The following is a 16,302-nucleotide window of genomic DNA, read 5'->3' as shown; positions in this document are numbered from 1 at the left end:
AAGTGGAAGTTATGAGAGAAATTTTTGTTGAAAGAAGAGAGAATTCTTTAAGGGTTGCTGTAAAAGATAATAAACAATTGGAAGAATGTTTTATAGAAGAAAAAAGTAAAGAGCCTTCTTTTGGTGAAATATACAAAGGAAGAGTTAAAAATATAGTTCCTGCTATAAATTCAATATTTGTTGATTTAGGATTTGAAAGAGAAGGATATATGTATTTTAGTGAGGAACTTAAAAAACAAGGAATAAAAAAAGGTGATGAACTTTTAGTAGAAGTACTAAAAGAGCCTTTAAATGAAAAAGGTGCTAAGGTAACAAATAAATTTAGTATACCAGGTAAATATTTAGTATTTAATTATGGTGAAAGTGGTATATCATTCTCAAAAAGATTTAATGATGAAGTTAAGAAAACCCTTATAATTGCAGAAATTGAAGAAGTTCCAGGAGTTAATATAGTTATTAGAACTGAAGGCGCTAATGTACCTATAGAAATACTTAAGAAAGAAAGGGATAAGCTTAAAGATATATTAGATAATATAAATAGAAAGCTTAACTTTAGTACAGAAATTTCAAAGGTATATGGGGAAGATGCATTATTAAATAAAGTTCTAAGAGACAATATAACAAAAGGTAATATAAAAATATATGTTGATAACAAAGAAGATGAAACTTTAGCTAATAACTTTATTGATGGAGAAAAAGATGTAGAAGTTATATTATATAAAGGTTTTAGAGGACTATTTGATTATTATAATATAGAGAAAGAAATACTAAAGCTTAGACATAATAAAGTTAAGTTAAATTGTGGTGGAAATATAGTTATTGAAAAAACAGAAGCTATGTATGTTATTGATGTAAATAGTGGAAAGAATATAAAAGAGAGAAATTTAAATAAAACAATACTTCAAACTAATTTAGAAGCAGCAAAGGAAATTGGAAAGCAAATACTTCTTAGAAATTTAAGTGGGATAATAGTTATTGATTTTATAGATATGAGAGACCCAAAACAAAGAATTCAAGTTATGAGAGCTATTAAAGATGCTTTGAAAGCTGATAAAGGTAATAGTAAAATTTATCCTTTTACAGAGCTTGATTTAGTTCAAATAACAAGAAAACGTAGAGGAAAAAGTATTTATGATTCAATAGAAGAAGCATGTCCAAGATGTAAAGGTAGTGGAAATATATTAAAGTTATCTTATATAGAAGACTTAATAAGAAATGATATATTAAAAGCAGTAGAAGAAAATACTATAGAAAGTTTCTTTATAGAAATTGATAGTAATTATAAAGAGGCAGTAAGTGGAGATATGGTAAGTTTCCTTAAAAATATAGATGGATTAGATAAAGAAATATTCTTAAAGTTTTCAGAAGGAATAGAAGGCTACAAAATAGAGCCTATAATATTTCAAAGTCAAAAGAATACTTTAGAAGATTATAAAATAAAAGGAATAGAAAGATATTAATAAGATTGATATATTTAAATAAAAATATTTTAAGATTGTAATTTATATTTCTAACTTTTTATTTGTAATTATATTTATTTGGTATAAACTTTAAATTATTTAAATTTTTAAAGCTTAATTTAAAATTTAAAGCCTATTAATATAGTTATATAATTTTTTTATGAAAATGAATAATATCTAAAAATATATTTATAAATTAAAGTAGTAGTAATTTATTACTATTTACAATAAATTATAAATTAATATTGACAATGACAAATAGGTATGTTAACTTTAATTAGTAAACCGCTCACGATAGGGTTTTTTGTCAAACAAAGAATTATATCTTTGTACCCGTAGTGGCGAGACCGTTATGAGGAGGTGTTTTAATGTACGCAGTAGTATTAACTGGAGGAAAACAATACAGAGTTCAAGAGGGAGACGTATTATTCGTTGAAAAATTAAACGCTGAAGTTGACTCACAAGTTGAATTAACAGAAGTATTAGCTGTTTCTAATGGAGAAACTTTAACAGTTGGAAAGCCAATGGTTGAAGGAGCTAAAGTTGTTGCTAAAGTTGTAGCACAAGGAAAAGCTAAGAAAATTACAGTATTCAAGTATAAGGCTAAAAAGGACTACAGAAGAAAGAATGGTCACAGACAACCTTACACTAAATTAGTTATCGAAAAGATCGAAGCATAGTCAAATGATTAGTGCAAAGATTTTAAGAAAAAAAGATAATATAATAGGTTTCATTATAGATAGTCATGCAATGCCAGAAGACAGAGATTTTAATAATGATGTTTTATTGGTAGGAGAAGCTTTTGATATGGTTTGTAACTCAGTTTCAGTCTTATCACAAAGTGTTCTTATAGGTATAGATGAAGTTTTAAAGCTTAACTGTACATATGAAATGGCTGATGGATACCTTAAATTAGACTTAACTGATTTTTCGGAAGAAGAATTAAAGCAGTCTCAGGTTTTACTTAAAACTTTCGAGAAGAGTCTAGAAAGTGTAATTTTTAGCTTGGATGAAATGTTTGGAATTAATAAACGTAGAGAATATATAAATTTATTAAAAGAGGAGGTGTAGTGACATGATGATAATGAACCTTCAATTATTTGCCCACAAAAAAGGGGTAGGTAGCTCAAAGAACGGTAGAGATTCTGAGTCAAAAAGACTTGGTGTTAAATCAGCAGACGGAGAATTCGTTTTAGCTGGAAACATCATTGTTAGACAAAGAGGAACTAAAATCCACCCAGGAAACAACGTTGGAAAGGGTAAGGATGATACTCTATTCGCTAAAATCGATGGAGTTGTTAGATTCGAAAGAATGGGAAGAGACAAGAAGAAAGCTTCTGTTTACCCAATGAACGTAGAAGTAATAGCTGAATAATAGTTATTAATATAAAGCACCCATGAATTTGGGTGCTTTTTAAATATAAAAAAAGATTTTTAAAATGTATTTCTAATCTTTTTTGTTTATATATAACGGTATTATGATATAATTAAGAAAATATTTTATTTGAATATATTTAATTTATTATCTATGGAAATAATACTAAGAGGAATATAAATTTTTTGCAGATATATTTTAAATTTAAAAAATAAATTTTCACAAAAGGAGAGGTGAAATTATGAGCATGTTTATAGATAAAGCCAAGGTCTTTATTAAATCTGGTAAAGGTGGAGACGGTAATGTTTCATTTAGAAGAGAAAAATACGTTCCACTTGGTGGTCCAGATGGTGGAGATGGTGGTAGAGGCGGAAGTATTATCTTTAAGGTTGATACAGGAATCACTACATTAATGGATTTTAAATATAAGAGAAAATTCGTAGCAGAGCCAGGAGAAAATGGTGGCGGATCAAAATGTTACGGAAAAGATGGAAATGATCTTTATATAAGAGTACCTTTAGGTACAATTATAAGAGAAGCTGAAAGTAATAAGATTATATGTGATCTTTCAGAAAAAGACGATGAATATGTTGTATTAAGAGGTGGAAAGGGTGGTAAAGGAAACTGTAAGTTCTGTACACCTACAAGACAGGCACCAACATTTGCTGAGCCTGGAATGCCTGGAGAAGAAATGAACATAATCTTAGAGCTTAAATTACTTGCAGATGTTGGTCTTTTAGGATTCCCTAATGTAGGAAAGTCAACATTCTTATCAATGACAACAAAAGCAAAACCAAAGATAGCAAATTATCACTTTACAACATTAAAGCCAAATCTTGGGGTTGTTGCAGCTGAAGGTGTAGAACCATTTGTTATGGCTGATATTCCAGGAATTATTGAAGGAGCAAGTGAAGGTGTTGGTCTTGGTCTTGAATTTTTAAGACATATAGAAAGAACAAGATTATTAGTTCATGTTGTGGATCTTTCAGGAATTGAAGGAAGAGATCCTTTTGAAGATTTCTTAAAGATAAACGAAGAACTTAAAAAATATTCTGTTAAACTTTGGGATAGACCTCAAATAGTAGTTGCAAATAAAATTGACCTTGTATTTGAAGAAGGTGTATTTGAGGAATTTGAAAGAAAAGTTAAAGAATTAGGATTTGATAAAGTATACAAAATGTCAGCAGCAACTAGAGAAGGTGTTGATGAAGTAATTAAAGAATGTGCAAGAATGCTTAAAGAAATTCCTATAACAGGACTTGAAATTTCAGAAGATGAAAGATATGTACCAGATGAAAAGAGATTTACTTATGATGTTAGAGTCGAAGAAGGTGACGAATTCGATACTTACTATGTATTTGGAAGTTTCGTAGATAGACTTTTAAGTGCAGTTAATGTAAATGATGCTGATTCATTAAGATACTTCCATAAAGTATTAAAGAATAAGGGAGTATTAGATAAGTTAAGAGAAATGGGAATCAAAGATGGTGACATGGTAAATCTTAACGACTTTGAATTTGAATATATACTATAGGAGGATTTTAGATGTTAATAGGAAAACAAAGAGCTTACTTAAGAGGGTTAGCTAATGATATGCAACCTATATTTCAAATTGGTAAAAATGGAATAGAGGAAACTTTTTTAAATCAAGTAAGAGATGCTTTAGAAAAAAGAGAACTTATTAAAATAAAAGTTTTAGAAAATAGTGGGCTTGAAGCTAGAGAAGCTTCAGATTATATATGTGAAAAGTTAAAATGTGAAGGTGTTCAAGCGATTGGAAGTAAGATAGTTTTATATAAAAGATCATCAAAAAATCCAAAAATAGAAATACCAAGAAAAGCTAAAAATAGAAAGTAATGAAGAAGTATGGGATTATAGGAGGAACCTTTGATCCTATCCATAACGCTCATCTTTACATAGCTTATGAGGCTAAGAAGAGATTAAACTTAGATAAAATAATATTTATACCAAATGGAAGTCCCCCACACAAGCTAAATAAGAAGGTAACGGGGGCTTCTTTGAGGTATGAAATGGTAAAGGAAGCTATAAAAGATTTTGAGGATTTTGAGGTTTCAGATTATGAAATAGAAAAAGAAGAATTAAGTTATACTTATAAAACTTTAGAGTATTTTAATAAGGATAATGTTGAGTTATACTTTATAACGGGAGCAGATTGTCTTGTAAGCTTACATAAGTGGAAAAATGTAACTGAAATATTTTCTTTATGTAATTTTGTTGTATTTACAAGACCAGGATTTAAAGAATCAGATTTAAAAAAGGAAAAAGAATTAGCAGAGAAGAAATATAATGGAGAAATTATATTTTTAAATGTACTTGATTTAGAAATATCTTCAACAGAAATAAGAAAAAGAATAGAAAATGGGGATAGAGTAGACTTTTTTGTACCAGAAAGGGTAATGAAAGTTATTGAAAGAGAAAAGCTTTATTGTAAGGAGAAGTAATATGGATTTTAGTTATATTTATGATTACTTAAAGGAAAATTTAAAACCTAAAAGATATATGCACACTTTAGGTGTTGTATCTACAGCTAAAAAATTAGCTGAGTTAAATGGTGTAGATGAGTATAAAGCAGAAGAAGCTGCGCTTTTTCATGATATTGGAAAGAATTTATCAAAAGAAGAATTATTAAAAATTATTGAAGATAATAATATAGAATTAACGTTAACAGAGAAAAAAACACCAGAGCTTTGGCATGGAATAGTGTCTAGAATAATTGCCAAAGAAAAGTTTAATATAGATGATGAAGAAGTACTTGAAGCTATGAGATGGCATACTACAGGTAAAGAAAATATGAGTAAACTTGAAAAGATTATTTATATTGCAGATATGATTGAACCTTCAAGAACTTATGATGGAGTAGATAAAATCAGAAGTGAAGTTTTAAAGGATTTAGATAGTGGAGTTCTTATGGGGATGGAACACACTATAAAATATTTACTAAGTAATGGCCAACTTATAGATATAAATACTATTAAAGCAAGAAATTATTTAGTTATGAATAAACTTTAACTTAAAATTATATTGGGGGGAACTAAAGTGGCAGATGATAGGAAAAATGTAGATCCTAGAAGAAGAAAAAGGATGGCAGAAAGAGAAGAAGTTATTAGGAGAAGACGTTCTAACAGAGAACAGGAGTTAAGAAGAGGGAGATCAATTCCTGCAAATGATGCAAGAAGAAGAGTTGATGATGGAGTAATTTCAAGAAAAAAACCTCAAAAGAATCAAAGGCTAAAGGATAAGCCTTCTAAGAAACCTAAAAGAAAGAAAAAAATTACTTTTAAAAAAATAATAGGAATAATAATTGCTGCTATACTTCTAATTACATTAGTCACTGGCGTTAGGATTGCAATGCTTTTAGATAAAGTAAGCACAGATAATATAATAAAACCTAATCCAGTTCCAATGAATCAAACTGTAAATATTTTAGTTCTTGGATTAGATGTTGGAGATGTTAATAATCCAAATGATGAATCAATAAAAAGAACAGATACTATGATGCTTATAAATTTTAATCCACAAACAAAAAAAGTAAATATAGTATCTATACCTAGAGATACTATGATTTATATAAATGGACGTAGGTGGAAGATAAATGCAGCTTACCCTATAGGGGGAGATGAAAGAGTAATTAAAGAAGTACAAGATATTTTATCCGTTAATGTAAATTATTTAGTTAAGGTTAATTATGCAGCATTTAGAGATTTTATTGATGCAATAGGTGGAGTTGATATGAAAATAAAATATGATATGGACTACACTGATAAATCTCAAAATTTACGTATAAAATTTAAAAAAGGAACTGAAGAACATTTAGATGGTAAAAGGGCTGAAGAGTTCTTTAGATGGAGAAAAAATAATGATGGAACAGGGCTTCCAAATGGAGATATAGATAGAATAAAAAATCAACATGAATTTTTAGCTCAAGTTGTTAAGAAGTGTGCAACTCCGGCTATAATATTTAAAATGCCTAAAATACTTAAGGTAATGGAAGCAAATATTGAAACAAATATGCCAGGAACTACTATATTCAAATATGCATTGAAGCTTATGACATTAAAAGCAGGAAATATAAATATGACTACAATAAAGGGAACTCCACAAATGATTTCAGGTCAGTCATACTTTGTATTTAATAAACAAGCTAATCAGCAACTTATAAATTCTTTAAATTCAAATGGCGATAGTGGTCCAATATCACCTCAAGATGTAAGGATTAAAGTATTAAATGGTACAAAAATAAGTGGATTAGCTGCAACTTATAAAGTTCAACTTAACCAATTAGGATATACTAATGTTGATACTGGAAATACTAATCTTGTAAAGCAAAGTGTTGTTATGGTTAATAATGATAATATAAAATCTGAGCTTCAAAAGAAGTTTACAGCTATAAATAAAATTGAATCTATAGATTCAAGATATGAAGAACCAGGATATGATGTAATAATTGTACTTGGAGACGATGCTAAAAATTATTAAAGGTTAAGCCTAGGAGGATTTTAGGGATAGATGAATACCTTAGAGAAATGTGTAACATCAAAAGATAATGGTGTGAATATAAGAGAGTTTTTAAAAGATGAACTTGGATTATCTTCAAGACTTATAAGAAGATCAGCAAGAGAAAAAAGAATTTTTGTAAATGATGAAGCTGTAAAGATGAGTTTTAATCTTTCTGAAGGTGATAAAGTTAAAATAAATTTGGATAGAGAAGAAAGTCAAGATATAATACCAGAAAAAATGGATTTAGATATTGTTTATGAAGATCAAGATATCTTAGTAATAAATAAAAGACCTTTTATGGTAGTTCATCCAACTAAGACATATCAATCTGGAACATTAGCAAATGGAGTAATTAATTACTTTAAAGAAACAGGTCAAGGATGTATTGTAAGACTTGTAAGCAGACTTGATATGAATACATCAGGGCTTATTGTAATAGGTAAAAATCAATATGCACATATGGCTTTATCAAAGGATATGAAAGAAAATAAAATGCAAAAGCGATATCTTGCTATAGTTCATGGAAATCTTAAAGAAAAGGAAGGTACTATAGACCTTCCTATATATAGACCAGAAAAAGAAGATGGCTTTAGCAGTATAAAGAGAGTTGTTGATGAAAGAGGTCAAAGAAGCATAACTCACTATAAAGTATTAGAAAGTTTTAATGGTGGAGATTTAGTTGAATGTCTTTTAGAAACAGGAAGAACTCATCAAATTAGAGTTCATTTATCAAGTTTAGGTCATCCTATATATGGAGATTTTCTTTATGGAGATGGAGATAATGAGTTAGATCTTATAAATAGGCAAGCACTTCATGCATATGGGTTAGACTTTGAATCTCCAAGAAATAAGAAACCTTTAAGTCTTAGAGCTGAAATGCCAGATGATTTTAAAGAACTTATAGAAAAGATAAAATAATATTATTTTAAGTTAATCTGTATTTAGTATAAATCTAAAAGGTTGCTTACTTAAAATAATTTCAATTAAAATTATTTTATCTTAATTTATAATAATAAAGATCTGAATTTTAAATATTTAATAATAGAAGAATATATGATTAAATAAAAATAACACCTAATAAGAGTAGTCAATCTTATTAGGTGTTATTTATCTATATAATTATTTATTATATAAAAATTAAGGTATTTAAATTTTTGTTTTATAAAGTTATCTTTTTCTATTTCTTATATGTTTCCACTTTTTTTCAAAAGCTAATTTTTTTCTTTTCTTTTTAACATATATAATTCTTAAAATTAGTAAAACTAATATTGTTAAAGTAATAGATAAAGGAATTATTATAATTTTATTTCTATTAAAAAGCTCAGTAATTGCTATTTTAAAATTATATTCTCTATCTATTCCACTTAATAAATTAACTTTAGTTAATAAATGACCATCAACAAGTATATCAGCAGTTGTTATTGTTTCACCTAATTTTAATGGTTTTCTTTTTATATTTTTAGGTAATTCGTATTGTAAAGTAGTATTTACCTTATTAATTTCTGAATTTGGAGCAGAGATTAATATATCTCTATCTATGTATATAGGCAAATTCATATTATTATTTAGTTTTATATTTTCTATATTTTGATTTTTTTTGTATAAGCTAATTTCTGTAAAGTTATTAAAACCATAATTTAAAAGGCTTGCCATGTCTTCAAAGTTTTTATTTTTATCTTCAGCCTTTAAGAAAGTTGCGATTAAAGTTCTATTATCTTTTTGTGCTGATATTACAAATGTATGTCTTGCTACATCTGTATAACCACTTTTACCAGCAAGGGCATATTTATAATAATATTTTGAGTTTTTATTTATTAAGTGATTATGATTATTTGCCCATCTCTTTTCTTTATCTAAGTTACTTGGTGGAAGTTCTACTGATATTTTTCTAGATATATTAATGTAATCAGGATTTTTAATTGCTTCTTTTAATATTAGAGCTAAATCATAAGCTGTTGATACATGTTTATCATTTGGTAGACCACTTGGATTCTCAAAATTTGAATCATTACAACCAAGAGCTTTTGCTTTTTCATTCATCATTTTTACAAAATTACTAGTTGTTCCTCCAACATATTCAGCTAAAGCTTCTGCGCAATCATTTCCTGATTCTAATAGAAGTCCTGTTAAAAGAGTTTCTACAGTAAATTTTTCACCTTCTTTTAATCCAATTGAGCTTCCATCAGCAAATGGTGGGTTTTTACCAACTGTAACTACATCCGTTAACTTAGCATTATCCAAAACAACCAAAGCTGTTAAAACCTTTGTTGTTGATGCAGGAAATTGCTTTTTATTAGCTTCTTTTGAATATAATACTTGCCCTGTCTTAGCATCCATAAGAAGTGCTGATTCTGCATTTAAATTTGGAGGTTTTTCTTCAGCAAATGCATTAATAGTAAAAACATTAAGTGAAATCAATGCTAAAAATAAAAATCTACATATAATTTTAAATGTGTTTTTCATAATTTCTCCTTGTCTTTAAATTTATGAGAATATTGTAACAAAAAAAATATTCTTAATCCACAATTTTGGAATAATTTGTTTCTAGAATGTGAATAATTAGAAAAAAATGTTATTAAGGTGATTATATGAAATTAGATAAGAGAACTTTAGGTTTAATAAGTTTAGCAATTATAATAGGTGGATTTTCTTTGTTTTCATATATAAATGGAGGTAGAGAAGATTTAAATGGTAACAAAGGTCATGAAGAAATGTTTGTAGATGAAGAAGCAAAGGATGTAAGTAAAAGTGATAATAAAAGTGAAACTTCTGAAGTTTTTAAAGATAATGAGAAAGCAAAAGATAATAATGTAGATAATGAGGAAATTTCATTAAAAGATAGAAGCATTGCTGTAGATATAAAAGGAGAAGTTATAAACCAAGGAGTTTATTATCTAGATGAAGGAAGTATTGTTGAGGATTTAATAAAAAAGGCAGGTGGAGTAACAAAAAATGCTTCATTAGAATTTGTAAATAGAGCAGAAAAGCTTGAAAATAATAAGTGTGTAGTAATTCCAAGTAAAGAGGAAGTAAAGAAAATGAAAGAAGGTAATAATGATAATAGTGAGTCAGGGAAAGCTACTTTAGATAATAATATAATAAGTGGAAATAACAGTTCTACGGTTAATTCAGGTAAGGAAAGTAATTCAAAGGAAAATAGTAAGATAAATATAAATACTGCAAGTTTAGATGAACTTGATAATATAAATGGAATTGGACCTTCAAAGGCAAAAGCTATAATTGAATATAGGGAAGAAAATGGTGGATTTAAGTCTATAGAAGATATAAAAAATGTAAGTGGAATTGGTGAAGGAACATTTTTAAAAATAAAAGAATCTATAACGGTTTAGTATAAATATAGCTTTAAATTTTGAAATTCTTAAAGGATGATGTAAAATAGTTATATATAACCTTTAAGAAAGGGTGGTAAAGTTATGATTAAATTAACAAATTATGCAAAGACTGCAGGCTGAGCAGCTAAAATAGAGCCGGGTGCTCTTTCAAATATTTTAAAAAGTATACCAAAAATGGTAGACGAAAACTTACTAGTAGGAATTGATACATCAGATGATGGAGCTGTATATAAGTTAAGTGATGATATAGCACTTATTCAAACATTAGATTTCTTTACTCCAGTTGTTGATGATCCTTATACATTTGGACAAATTGCAGCGGCAAATTCTTTAAGTGATGTTTATGCAATGGGGGGCGAACCTAAAGTTGCATTAAATATAGTATGTTTCCCAAATTGTTTAGATAGAGAAATAATTGGTGAAATACTTAAAGGGGGAGCTGATAAAGTATTAGAGGCAGGAGCTGTTGTAATTGGTGGGCATTCTGTTCAGGATGATGAACCAAAATATGGGCTTTCTGTTTCAGGAGTTGTACATCCAGATAAAATACTTAAGAACTGTGGCTCAAAAGAGGGAGATATATTAATACTTACAAAACCATTAGGAATAGGTCTTATAAACACAGCTGCTAAGGGAGAAATGGCATCAAAAGAAAGCTTAGATGAAGCTATAAAGTGGATGTCACTTTTAAACAAATATGCAGGGGAAGTTATAAGAAAATATGATATATCAGCTTGCACTGATATAACAGGTTTTGGTCTTATAGGTCATGCTTATGAAATGGCTGAAGGTTCTGATATGACATTTTGTATTAATAAAGATAATATACCTTACATAAAAGAAGCTAAAGAATATGCAGATTTTGGACTTGTACCACAAGGGACATATCAAAATAAGTATTATATACAAGATAAGTATAAGCTAGAAAATGTGGAAAGATGGCTTGAAGATATTTTATTTGATCCACAAACATCAGGTGGACTTCTTATATCATGTAGTATAGAAGAAGGTAATAAAATATTAAAAGAATTTAGAGAAAAAAATATAAAGTCTTGGATTATTGGAGAAGTAAAAGAAAAAGAAGAATACAGCATAATAGTAAGATAAAAGTTTATAAATAAAATGGAGGGCTTTTATGAATCTATTAAGAAATTTACCAAAGGTAGATGTACTTTTAAAGGAAGATGAAGTTAAAAAATATATAGAAAAACTACCTAGGAAATTAGTAGTAGAAAATCTTAGAAACTCCATAAATATTGTAAGAGAAAATATTTTAAAAATGGGGGATTATTCCCCCGTTTTTTCTTTGAAAGAACAATGTTTAATGGAGTTTAGAAAAAGCATAAAACAAATAGAAGATTTTAAATTAAAAAGAGTTATAAATTGTACAGGAACTGTAATACATACAAACCTTGGTAGATCGATTTTATCAAAACGAAGTATTGAAGCTTTAAATGAAGTTGCAAATAATTATTCAAATTTAGAATATAATCTTTCAGAGGGAAAACGTGGAAGTAGATATGATAATGTTTTAGATTATATAAAGTATTTAACTGGAGCTGAAGATGCTTTAATTGTAAATAATAATGCTGCTGCAGTTCTTATAACTTTAAATACTGTATGTAATGGAAAAGAAGGAATTATTTCAAGAGGGGAATTAGTTGAAATAGGTGGTTCTTTTAGAATTCCTGAAATAATGAAATTAAGTGGTGGAATACTTAAAGAAGTTGGAACAACAAATAGAACACACATAAATGATTATCAAGAGGCAATAAGTGAAGAAACTGGTGCAATAATAAAAGTACATACATCAAATTATAAAATATTAGGTTTTACAAAAGAAGTAGAGGTAAAAGAGCTTATTAGTATTAAAGAAAAAAATAAAATACCAGTTATTTTGGATTTAGGTAGCGGATTAATTAAAAGAATAAATTTAAATGGAATAGAAGATGAAAAAACAGTTAAAGAATATGTTAATGAAGGTGTTGATATCATTACTTTTAGTGGGGATAAATTACTTGGTGGACCCCAGTGTGGAATAATTGTTGGTAAGTCTTTTTGGATAGAAAAGATAAAGAAAAATCAACTAAATAGGGCATTGAGAGTAGATAAGTTTACATTAGCAGCTTTAGAAGGAACTTTAAAAGATTATATTTTAGAAGATTATTTAAGCATTCCAACACTTAAACTTTTAACATTAAATTTAGATGCTATTGAAGATAATATAGATAAATTAAAAGACAAACTTAAATTTTTACAGAATAAATTTAATATAACAAAGGCAAAAGAAAAATCATTAGTAGGTGGAGGAGCTTTACCTACCTCAGAATTTGACACTTTTGTACTTAAGATAGATAGTAATTTAATAAAAGAAAATAAAATTGAAGAAAAACTTAGAAATAATAGTATACCTATAATTACTAGAATAAATGGGGGGAAGGTAATTATTGATGGAAGGTGCTTAATTAATGATGATATAGAAGTTATAACAGAAGCTTTTAAAGGAATTGGTGAAAGTATATGAAGACGATAATAGTTGGAACTTGTGGACATATAGATCATGGAAAAACATCACTTATAAAAGCGTTAACTGGAATTAATACAGATAGACTTAAAGAAGAAAAGATAAGAGGAATTACAATTGATTTAGGCTTTACTAATTATAAATTACCATCAGGAAATAAAATCGATTTTGTTGATGTTCCAGGTCACGAAAAATTTATAAGAAATATGATTGCTGGTATTACTGGTGTATCAGCAGTTTTATTTGTAATTGCAGCTGATGAAGGTGTTAGAGAGCAAACAATAGAACATCTTCAAATAATAGAAGGACTTGGAATAAAAAAAGGAATAATAGCACTAACTAAATGTGACAATTGTGATGAAGAAATACAAGAATTATCAATTGAGTATATAAGAGAAGCTTTTAAAAATACAAATCTTTGTAATGTACCTATAGTTAAAGTATCAAGTAAAACAAAGTTTGGAATTGAGAATCTTATAAGAGAGCTTGAAAATCTTTTTTTAAATATTGATGATGAAGAATATGAAGAAGAATTTAGAATGGCTGTGGATAGGGTATTTACAGTTAAAGGTTCAGGGACAGTTGTTACAGGAACAATAATAGAAGGAAAGGTTAAAGAAGGAGATATACTTAAACTTTATCCATCATTAAAGGAAATTAGAGTTCGTGAAGTTCAAAGTCATGGAAAAAGAATATTTGAATGTATTAAATGTAATAGATGTGCTTTAAATATTACTAATGTTTCAAAGGATAATATAAAAAGAGGTGAGGTTTTAAGTAGTAATTTAAATTTAGAAACATCTTCTATAATAGATTGTTCTTTTTATAAGATAAAAGAGAAGCAAATTAAAAAAGGCCAGAGAGTTAGAGTATATAGTGGAACAAAAGAAGTTATAGGAAGATTATATCCTTTAGATTTAGAAAATAAATATATACAATTAAGATTAGAAAATGAAATATTAGTTAAAAAAAATGATAGCTATTATATAAGAAATTATTCACCTGTTTATAATTTAGGTGGAGGGAAAATAATAGAGGCAAAAGGTAAAAAGTTTAGAAAAGATATAGAAAAGTATAAAGATAATGTTATATTAAAGGAAAAAGGAACATTAGAAGAGAGAATATTAGATTTATTAAAGAAAGAAAAATTAATGTATTTAAAAGATTTACTTAATAATATAAATTGTAATTTAGATGAAATAGATAATGAAATAAATAAATTAACAGAAAAAAAATATGTTAAAGTATTAAATTGTAATGAAAAAATTATAATCTATGGTAAACAATTAGATATAATATTAAAAGACCTTAAAATTATTCTTTCAAATTATCATAAGAAAAATCCATTAGAAAATGGAATGTCTAAAGAAGAATTAAGAAAAAAATTATTAGTAAAAGAACTTAAGATAAATGAATTTAATGAGCTTTTAAATGCTATAAAATCTGAAGATATAATAAATATTCAAAAAGGTATAGTTTCTCTAAAAGGTTTTAATAAAAGATTAGGATTAAATGAAAAAAAGTTTAAAGATGCTTTGATTACTGAATTAAATCAAGGTTTTGTTTCTGTGGATATAAAATTACTTAAAGAGAAGTATAAAATAAACGATTCATTATATTTTAAGATATTAAAGTTTTTAGAAGAAGAAAAAGACATAGTTATTTTAAATGATGGAGTTATATTAAGTTATAAATCATTTAATATTGGGAAAATAAAAATAAAAGAACACTTAAAAGAAAAAGGTGAAATAACCCTTGCTACGTGCAGAGATATTTTAAATACTAATAGAAAAATTGCACTAGCTTTCCTAGAAGAATTAGATAAGCTTCAAATCACTAAACGACTAGAAAATAAGCGTGTAATGCTTTAAGTATTAGAGTTAGAGTGATATAATTAAGAAAATTGAAGATTTTAGGGGAATTTAGGGTTAAAAGAGGAGGTAGTAATAATGTCAAAAAAAATTATAGGATTAATAATATCATCTACTTTATTATTTTCATTAGCTGGTTGTGGAAATAAAACAAATGAAATAAATGAATCAACTAATAATGCTACAAAACAAGCACAAGTTACAGAACAGCAACAAAAGAAGTTTGATGGTTTAAAAGGTTCTTGGATAATGGATTTTACTCATGATGAGTTTGTAAAAGAAGGGGACACTTTAATGACTAAAGTTGAAGACTTAACTAAGGAGCTTGAACTTGAGTATAAAAAAGAAGATGAAGTAGATAAAGTAAATGGAGTAACTGCTAATATAAAATCAATATATTTAGATAATAAAAATCCAGAAGCAAATAAATTAGAGAGTATGCAATTTGAAGAGCAACTTATTGGAGATGCTCAAGATTCAGGAAGATTTCAAATGAAGCTTTCACTTAAGTTTGATGGAGAAGGGGCTATTAAAGATGGTAAATTTAATATAGGCGATACTTCTTTAGCAAAATATTCAGCTATAATGACTGGTGAAGCTAATAGAAATTATGATGAAATAAATAAGAAAATAATGGATATAATTAAAAGTGATAAGACAGAAGGAATAATAGATAACACAATAAATGGATTAGTTGAAGAGTATGCAGTTAGTAAAGATTACATAGTTTATACAATATCAACTAAAATATATAAGTTTACTAATAAGTCAGAGGGACTTAAATAATTAACTTTGGGAGGCTTTTTAATTGAGTAATAATAAAGATAATAATTTAGAAGTTAATGAAAAGGTTGAAGTTATAAAAGAAGATAACATTAAAGAAAAAAATGAAATTAAAGAAAATAAGTCTAAAATAATTGATAATGAAATTGATGAAAATCCATCATTTATAAAAACTTTATTTGCAACTATATTAGACGAGGCTATAATATTAGGTGTATCAGCTATAGGTTTAGTAATATTTGATATTTTAATAGGATTTATGGGATATATGGTTAGTGATATATCAGGAGTTCTATTGATTATATTTATAATATTTAATATACTATATAAATCTATATTTGAAATAAAGAAAAAGAGAACTATAGGAAAAAGAATATTAGCTATAGGATAAAATAAAAATTAAATGATAGGAGAGATA

Annotated in this window: 17 protein-coding genes; 16 read left to right on the top strand and 1 reads right to left on the bottom strand. The window is 27.2% G+C overall.

The window, feature by feature from the left end; all coding sequences use genetic code 11:
• Positions 1–11: 11 nt before the first annotated feature.
• The 10 genes from AC4FQ1_RS07185 to AC4FQ1_RS07140 all read left to right on the top strand — a co-directional run bounded on the left by AC4FQ1_RS07185 (position 12) and on the right by AC4FQ1_RS07140 (position 8,271).
• Positions 12–1,460 (top strand): Rne/Rng family ribonuclease, encoded by a 1,449-nt coding sequence (locus AC4FQ1_RS07185; RefSeq protein ID WP_491169341.1) that lies wholly within the window; start codon positions 12–14, stop codon positions 1,458–1,460.
• Positions 1,461–1,828: 368 nt separating this feature from the next.
• Positions 1,829–2,140, top strand: a complete 312-nt coding sequence (rplU, locus tag AC4FQ1_RS07180; RefSeq protein WP_024613332.1) for a 50S ribosomal protein L21 — start codon at positions 1,829–1,831, stop codon at positions 2,138–2,140.
• Positions 2,141–2,144: 4 nt separating this feature from the next.
• The gene (locus AC4FQ1_RS07175; RefSeq protein ID WP_303129907.1) at positions 2,145–2,531 is read left to right on the top strand and encodes a ribosomal-processing cysteine protease Prp; all 387 of its coding nucleotides are present in this window, start codon (positions 2,145–2,147) and stop codon (positions 2,529–2,531) included.
• A 4-nt stretch (positions 2,532–2,535) separates the two neighbouring features.
• Entirely contained in the window at positions 2,536–2,835 is a 300-nt protein-coding gene (rpmA, locus tag AC4FQ1_RS07170; RefSeq protein WP_024613334.1) for a 50S ribosomal protein L27, read from the top strand.
• Between the two features lie 247 nt (positions 2,836–3,082).
• The gene (gene obgE, locus AC4FQ1_RS07165) at positions 3,083–4,369 is read left to right on the top strand and encodes a GTPase ObgE (protein WP_303129909.1); all 1,287 of its coding nucleotides are present in this window, start codon (positions 3,083–3,085) and stop codon (positions 4,367–4,369) included.
• A gap of 11 nt (positions 4,370–4,380) precedes the next feature.
• Positions 4,381–4,692, top strand: coding sequence for a YhbY family RNA-binding protein (locus tag AC4FQ1_RS07160; RefSeq protein ID WP_303129901.1), 312 nt, complete (start codon positions 4,381–4,383; stop codon positions 4,690–4,692).
• Positions 4,692–5,297 (top strand): nicotinate-nucleotide adenylyltransferase, encoded by a 606-nt coding sequence (nadD, locus tag AC4FQ1_RS07155; protein ID WP_491169340.1) that lies wholly within the window; start codon positions 4,692–4,694, stop codon positions 5,295–5,297. Before AC4FQ1_RS07160 ends, nadD begins: the two co-directional genes overlap by 1 nt.
• A gap of 1 nt (position 5,298) precedes the next feature.
• Complete coding sequence (gene yqeK / locus AC4FQ1_RS07150; protein ID WP_491169339.1) at positions 5,299–5,865, top strand: bis(5'-nucleosyl)-tetraphosphatase (symmetrical) YqeK; 567 nt, start codon at positions 5,299–5,301, stop codon at positions 5,863–5,865.
• Positions 5,866–5,892: 27 nt separating this feature from the next.
• Positions 5,893–7,332, top strand: a complete 1,440-nt coding sequence (locus AC4FQ1_RS07145) for an LCP family protein (protein ID WP_491169338.1) — start codon at positions 5,893–5,895, stop codon at positions 7,330–7,332.
• A 30-nt stretch (positions 7,333–7,362) separates the two neighbouring features.
• A complete protein-coding gene (locus AC4FQ1_RS07140) occupies positions 7,363–8,271 on the top strand; it encodes an RluA family pseudouridine synthase (RefSeq protein WP_491169337.1) in 909 nt (302 codons plus the stop codon).
• A gap of 249 nt (positions 8,272–8,520) precedes the next feature.
• Here AC4FQ1_RS07140 and AC4FQ1_RS07135 read toward each other — a convergent pair whose 3' ends face one another.
• The gene (locus tag AC4FQ1_RS07135) at positions 8,521–9,816 is read right to left on the bottom strand and encodes a serine hydrolase (protein WP_491169336.1); all 1,296 of its coding nucleotides are present in this window, start codon (positions 9,814–9,816) and stop codon (positions 8,521–8,523) included.
• Positions 9,817–9,941: 125 nt separating this feature from the next.
• On the opposite strand from AC4FQ1_RS07135, the gene AC4FQ1_RS07130 reads away from it, so the two are divergent.
• The 6 genes from AC4FQ1_RS07130 (at position 9,942) to AC4FQ1_RS07105 (ending at position 16,275) form a co-directional block, all read left to right on the top strand.
• A complete protein-coding gene (locus AC4FQ1_RS07130) occupies positions 9,942–10,703 on the top strand; it encodes a helix-hairpin-helix domain-containing protein (RefSeq protein ID WP_491169335.1) in 762 nt (253 codons plus the stop codon).
• A gap of 84 nt (positions 10,704–10,787) precedes the next feature.
• A complete protein-coding gene (gene selD / locus AC4FQ1_RS07125; protein WP_491169334.1) occupies positions 10,788–11,813 on the top strand; it encodes a selenide, water dikinase SelD in 1,026 nt (341 codons plus the stop codon).
• Positions 11,814–11,841: 28 nt separating this feature from the next.
• Positions 11,842–13,230 carry an L-seryl-tRNA(Sec) selenium transferase gene (gene selA / locus AC4FQ1_RS07120; RefSeq protein ID WP_491169333.1) on the top strand — a complete coding sequence of 463 codons (1,389 nt, stop codon included), beginning with the start codon at positions 11,842–11,844 and terminating at the stop codon, positions 13,228–13,230.
• Positions 13,227–15,101: a selenocysteine-specific translation elongation factor gene (gene selB / locus AC4FQ1_RS07115; RefSeq protein ID WP_491169332.1), complete on the top strand. Its 1,875-nt coding sequence runs from the start codon at positions 13,227–13,229 to the stop codon at positions 15,099–15,101. Before selA ends, selB begins: the two co-directional genes overlap by 4 nt.
• Before the next feature lie 78 nt (positions 15,102–15,179).
• A complete protein-coding gene (locus AC4FQ1_RS07110) occupies positions 15,180–15,887 on the top strand; it encodes a hypothetical protein (protein WP_491147945.1) in 708 nt (235 codons plus the stop codon).
• A gap of 22 nt (positions 15,888–15,909) precedes the next feature.
• Positions 15,910–16,275, top strand: coding sequence for an RDD family protein (locus AC4FQ1_RS07105; RefSeq protein ID WP_303129878.1), 366 nt, complete (start codon positions 15,910–15,912; stop codon positions 16,273–16,275).
• Positions 16,276–16,302 lie beyond the last annotated feature (27 nt).

It is taken from the genome of Clostridium sp. TJA020 (assembly GCF_058310295.1).
This window is presented reverse-complemented; position numbering and strand designations above follow the sequence as displayed.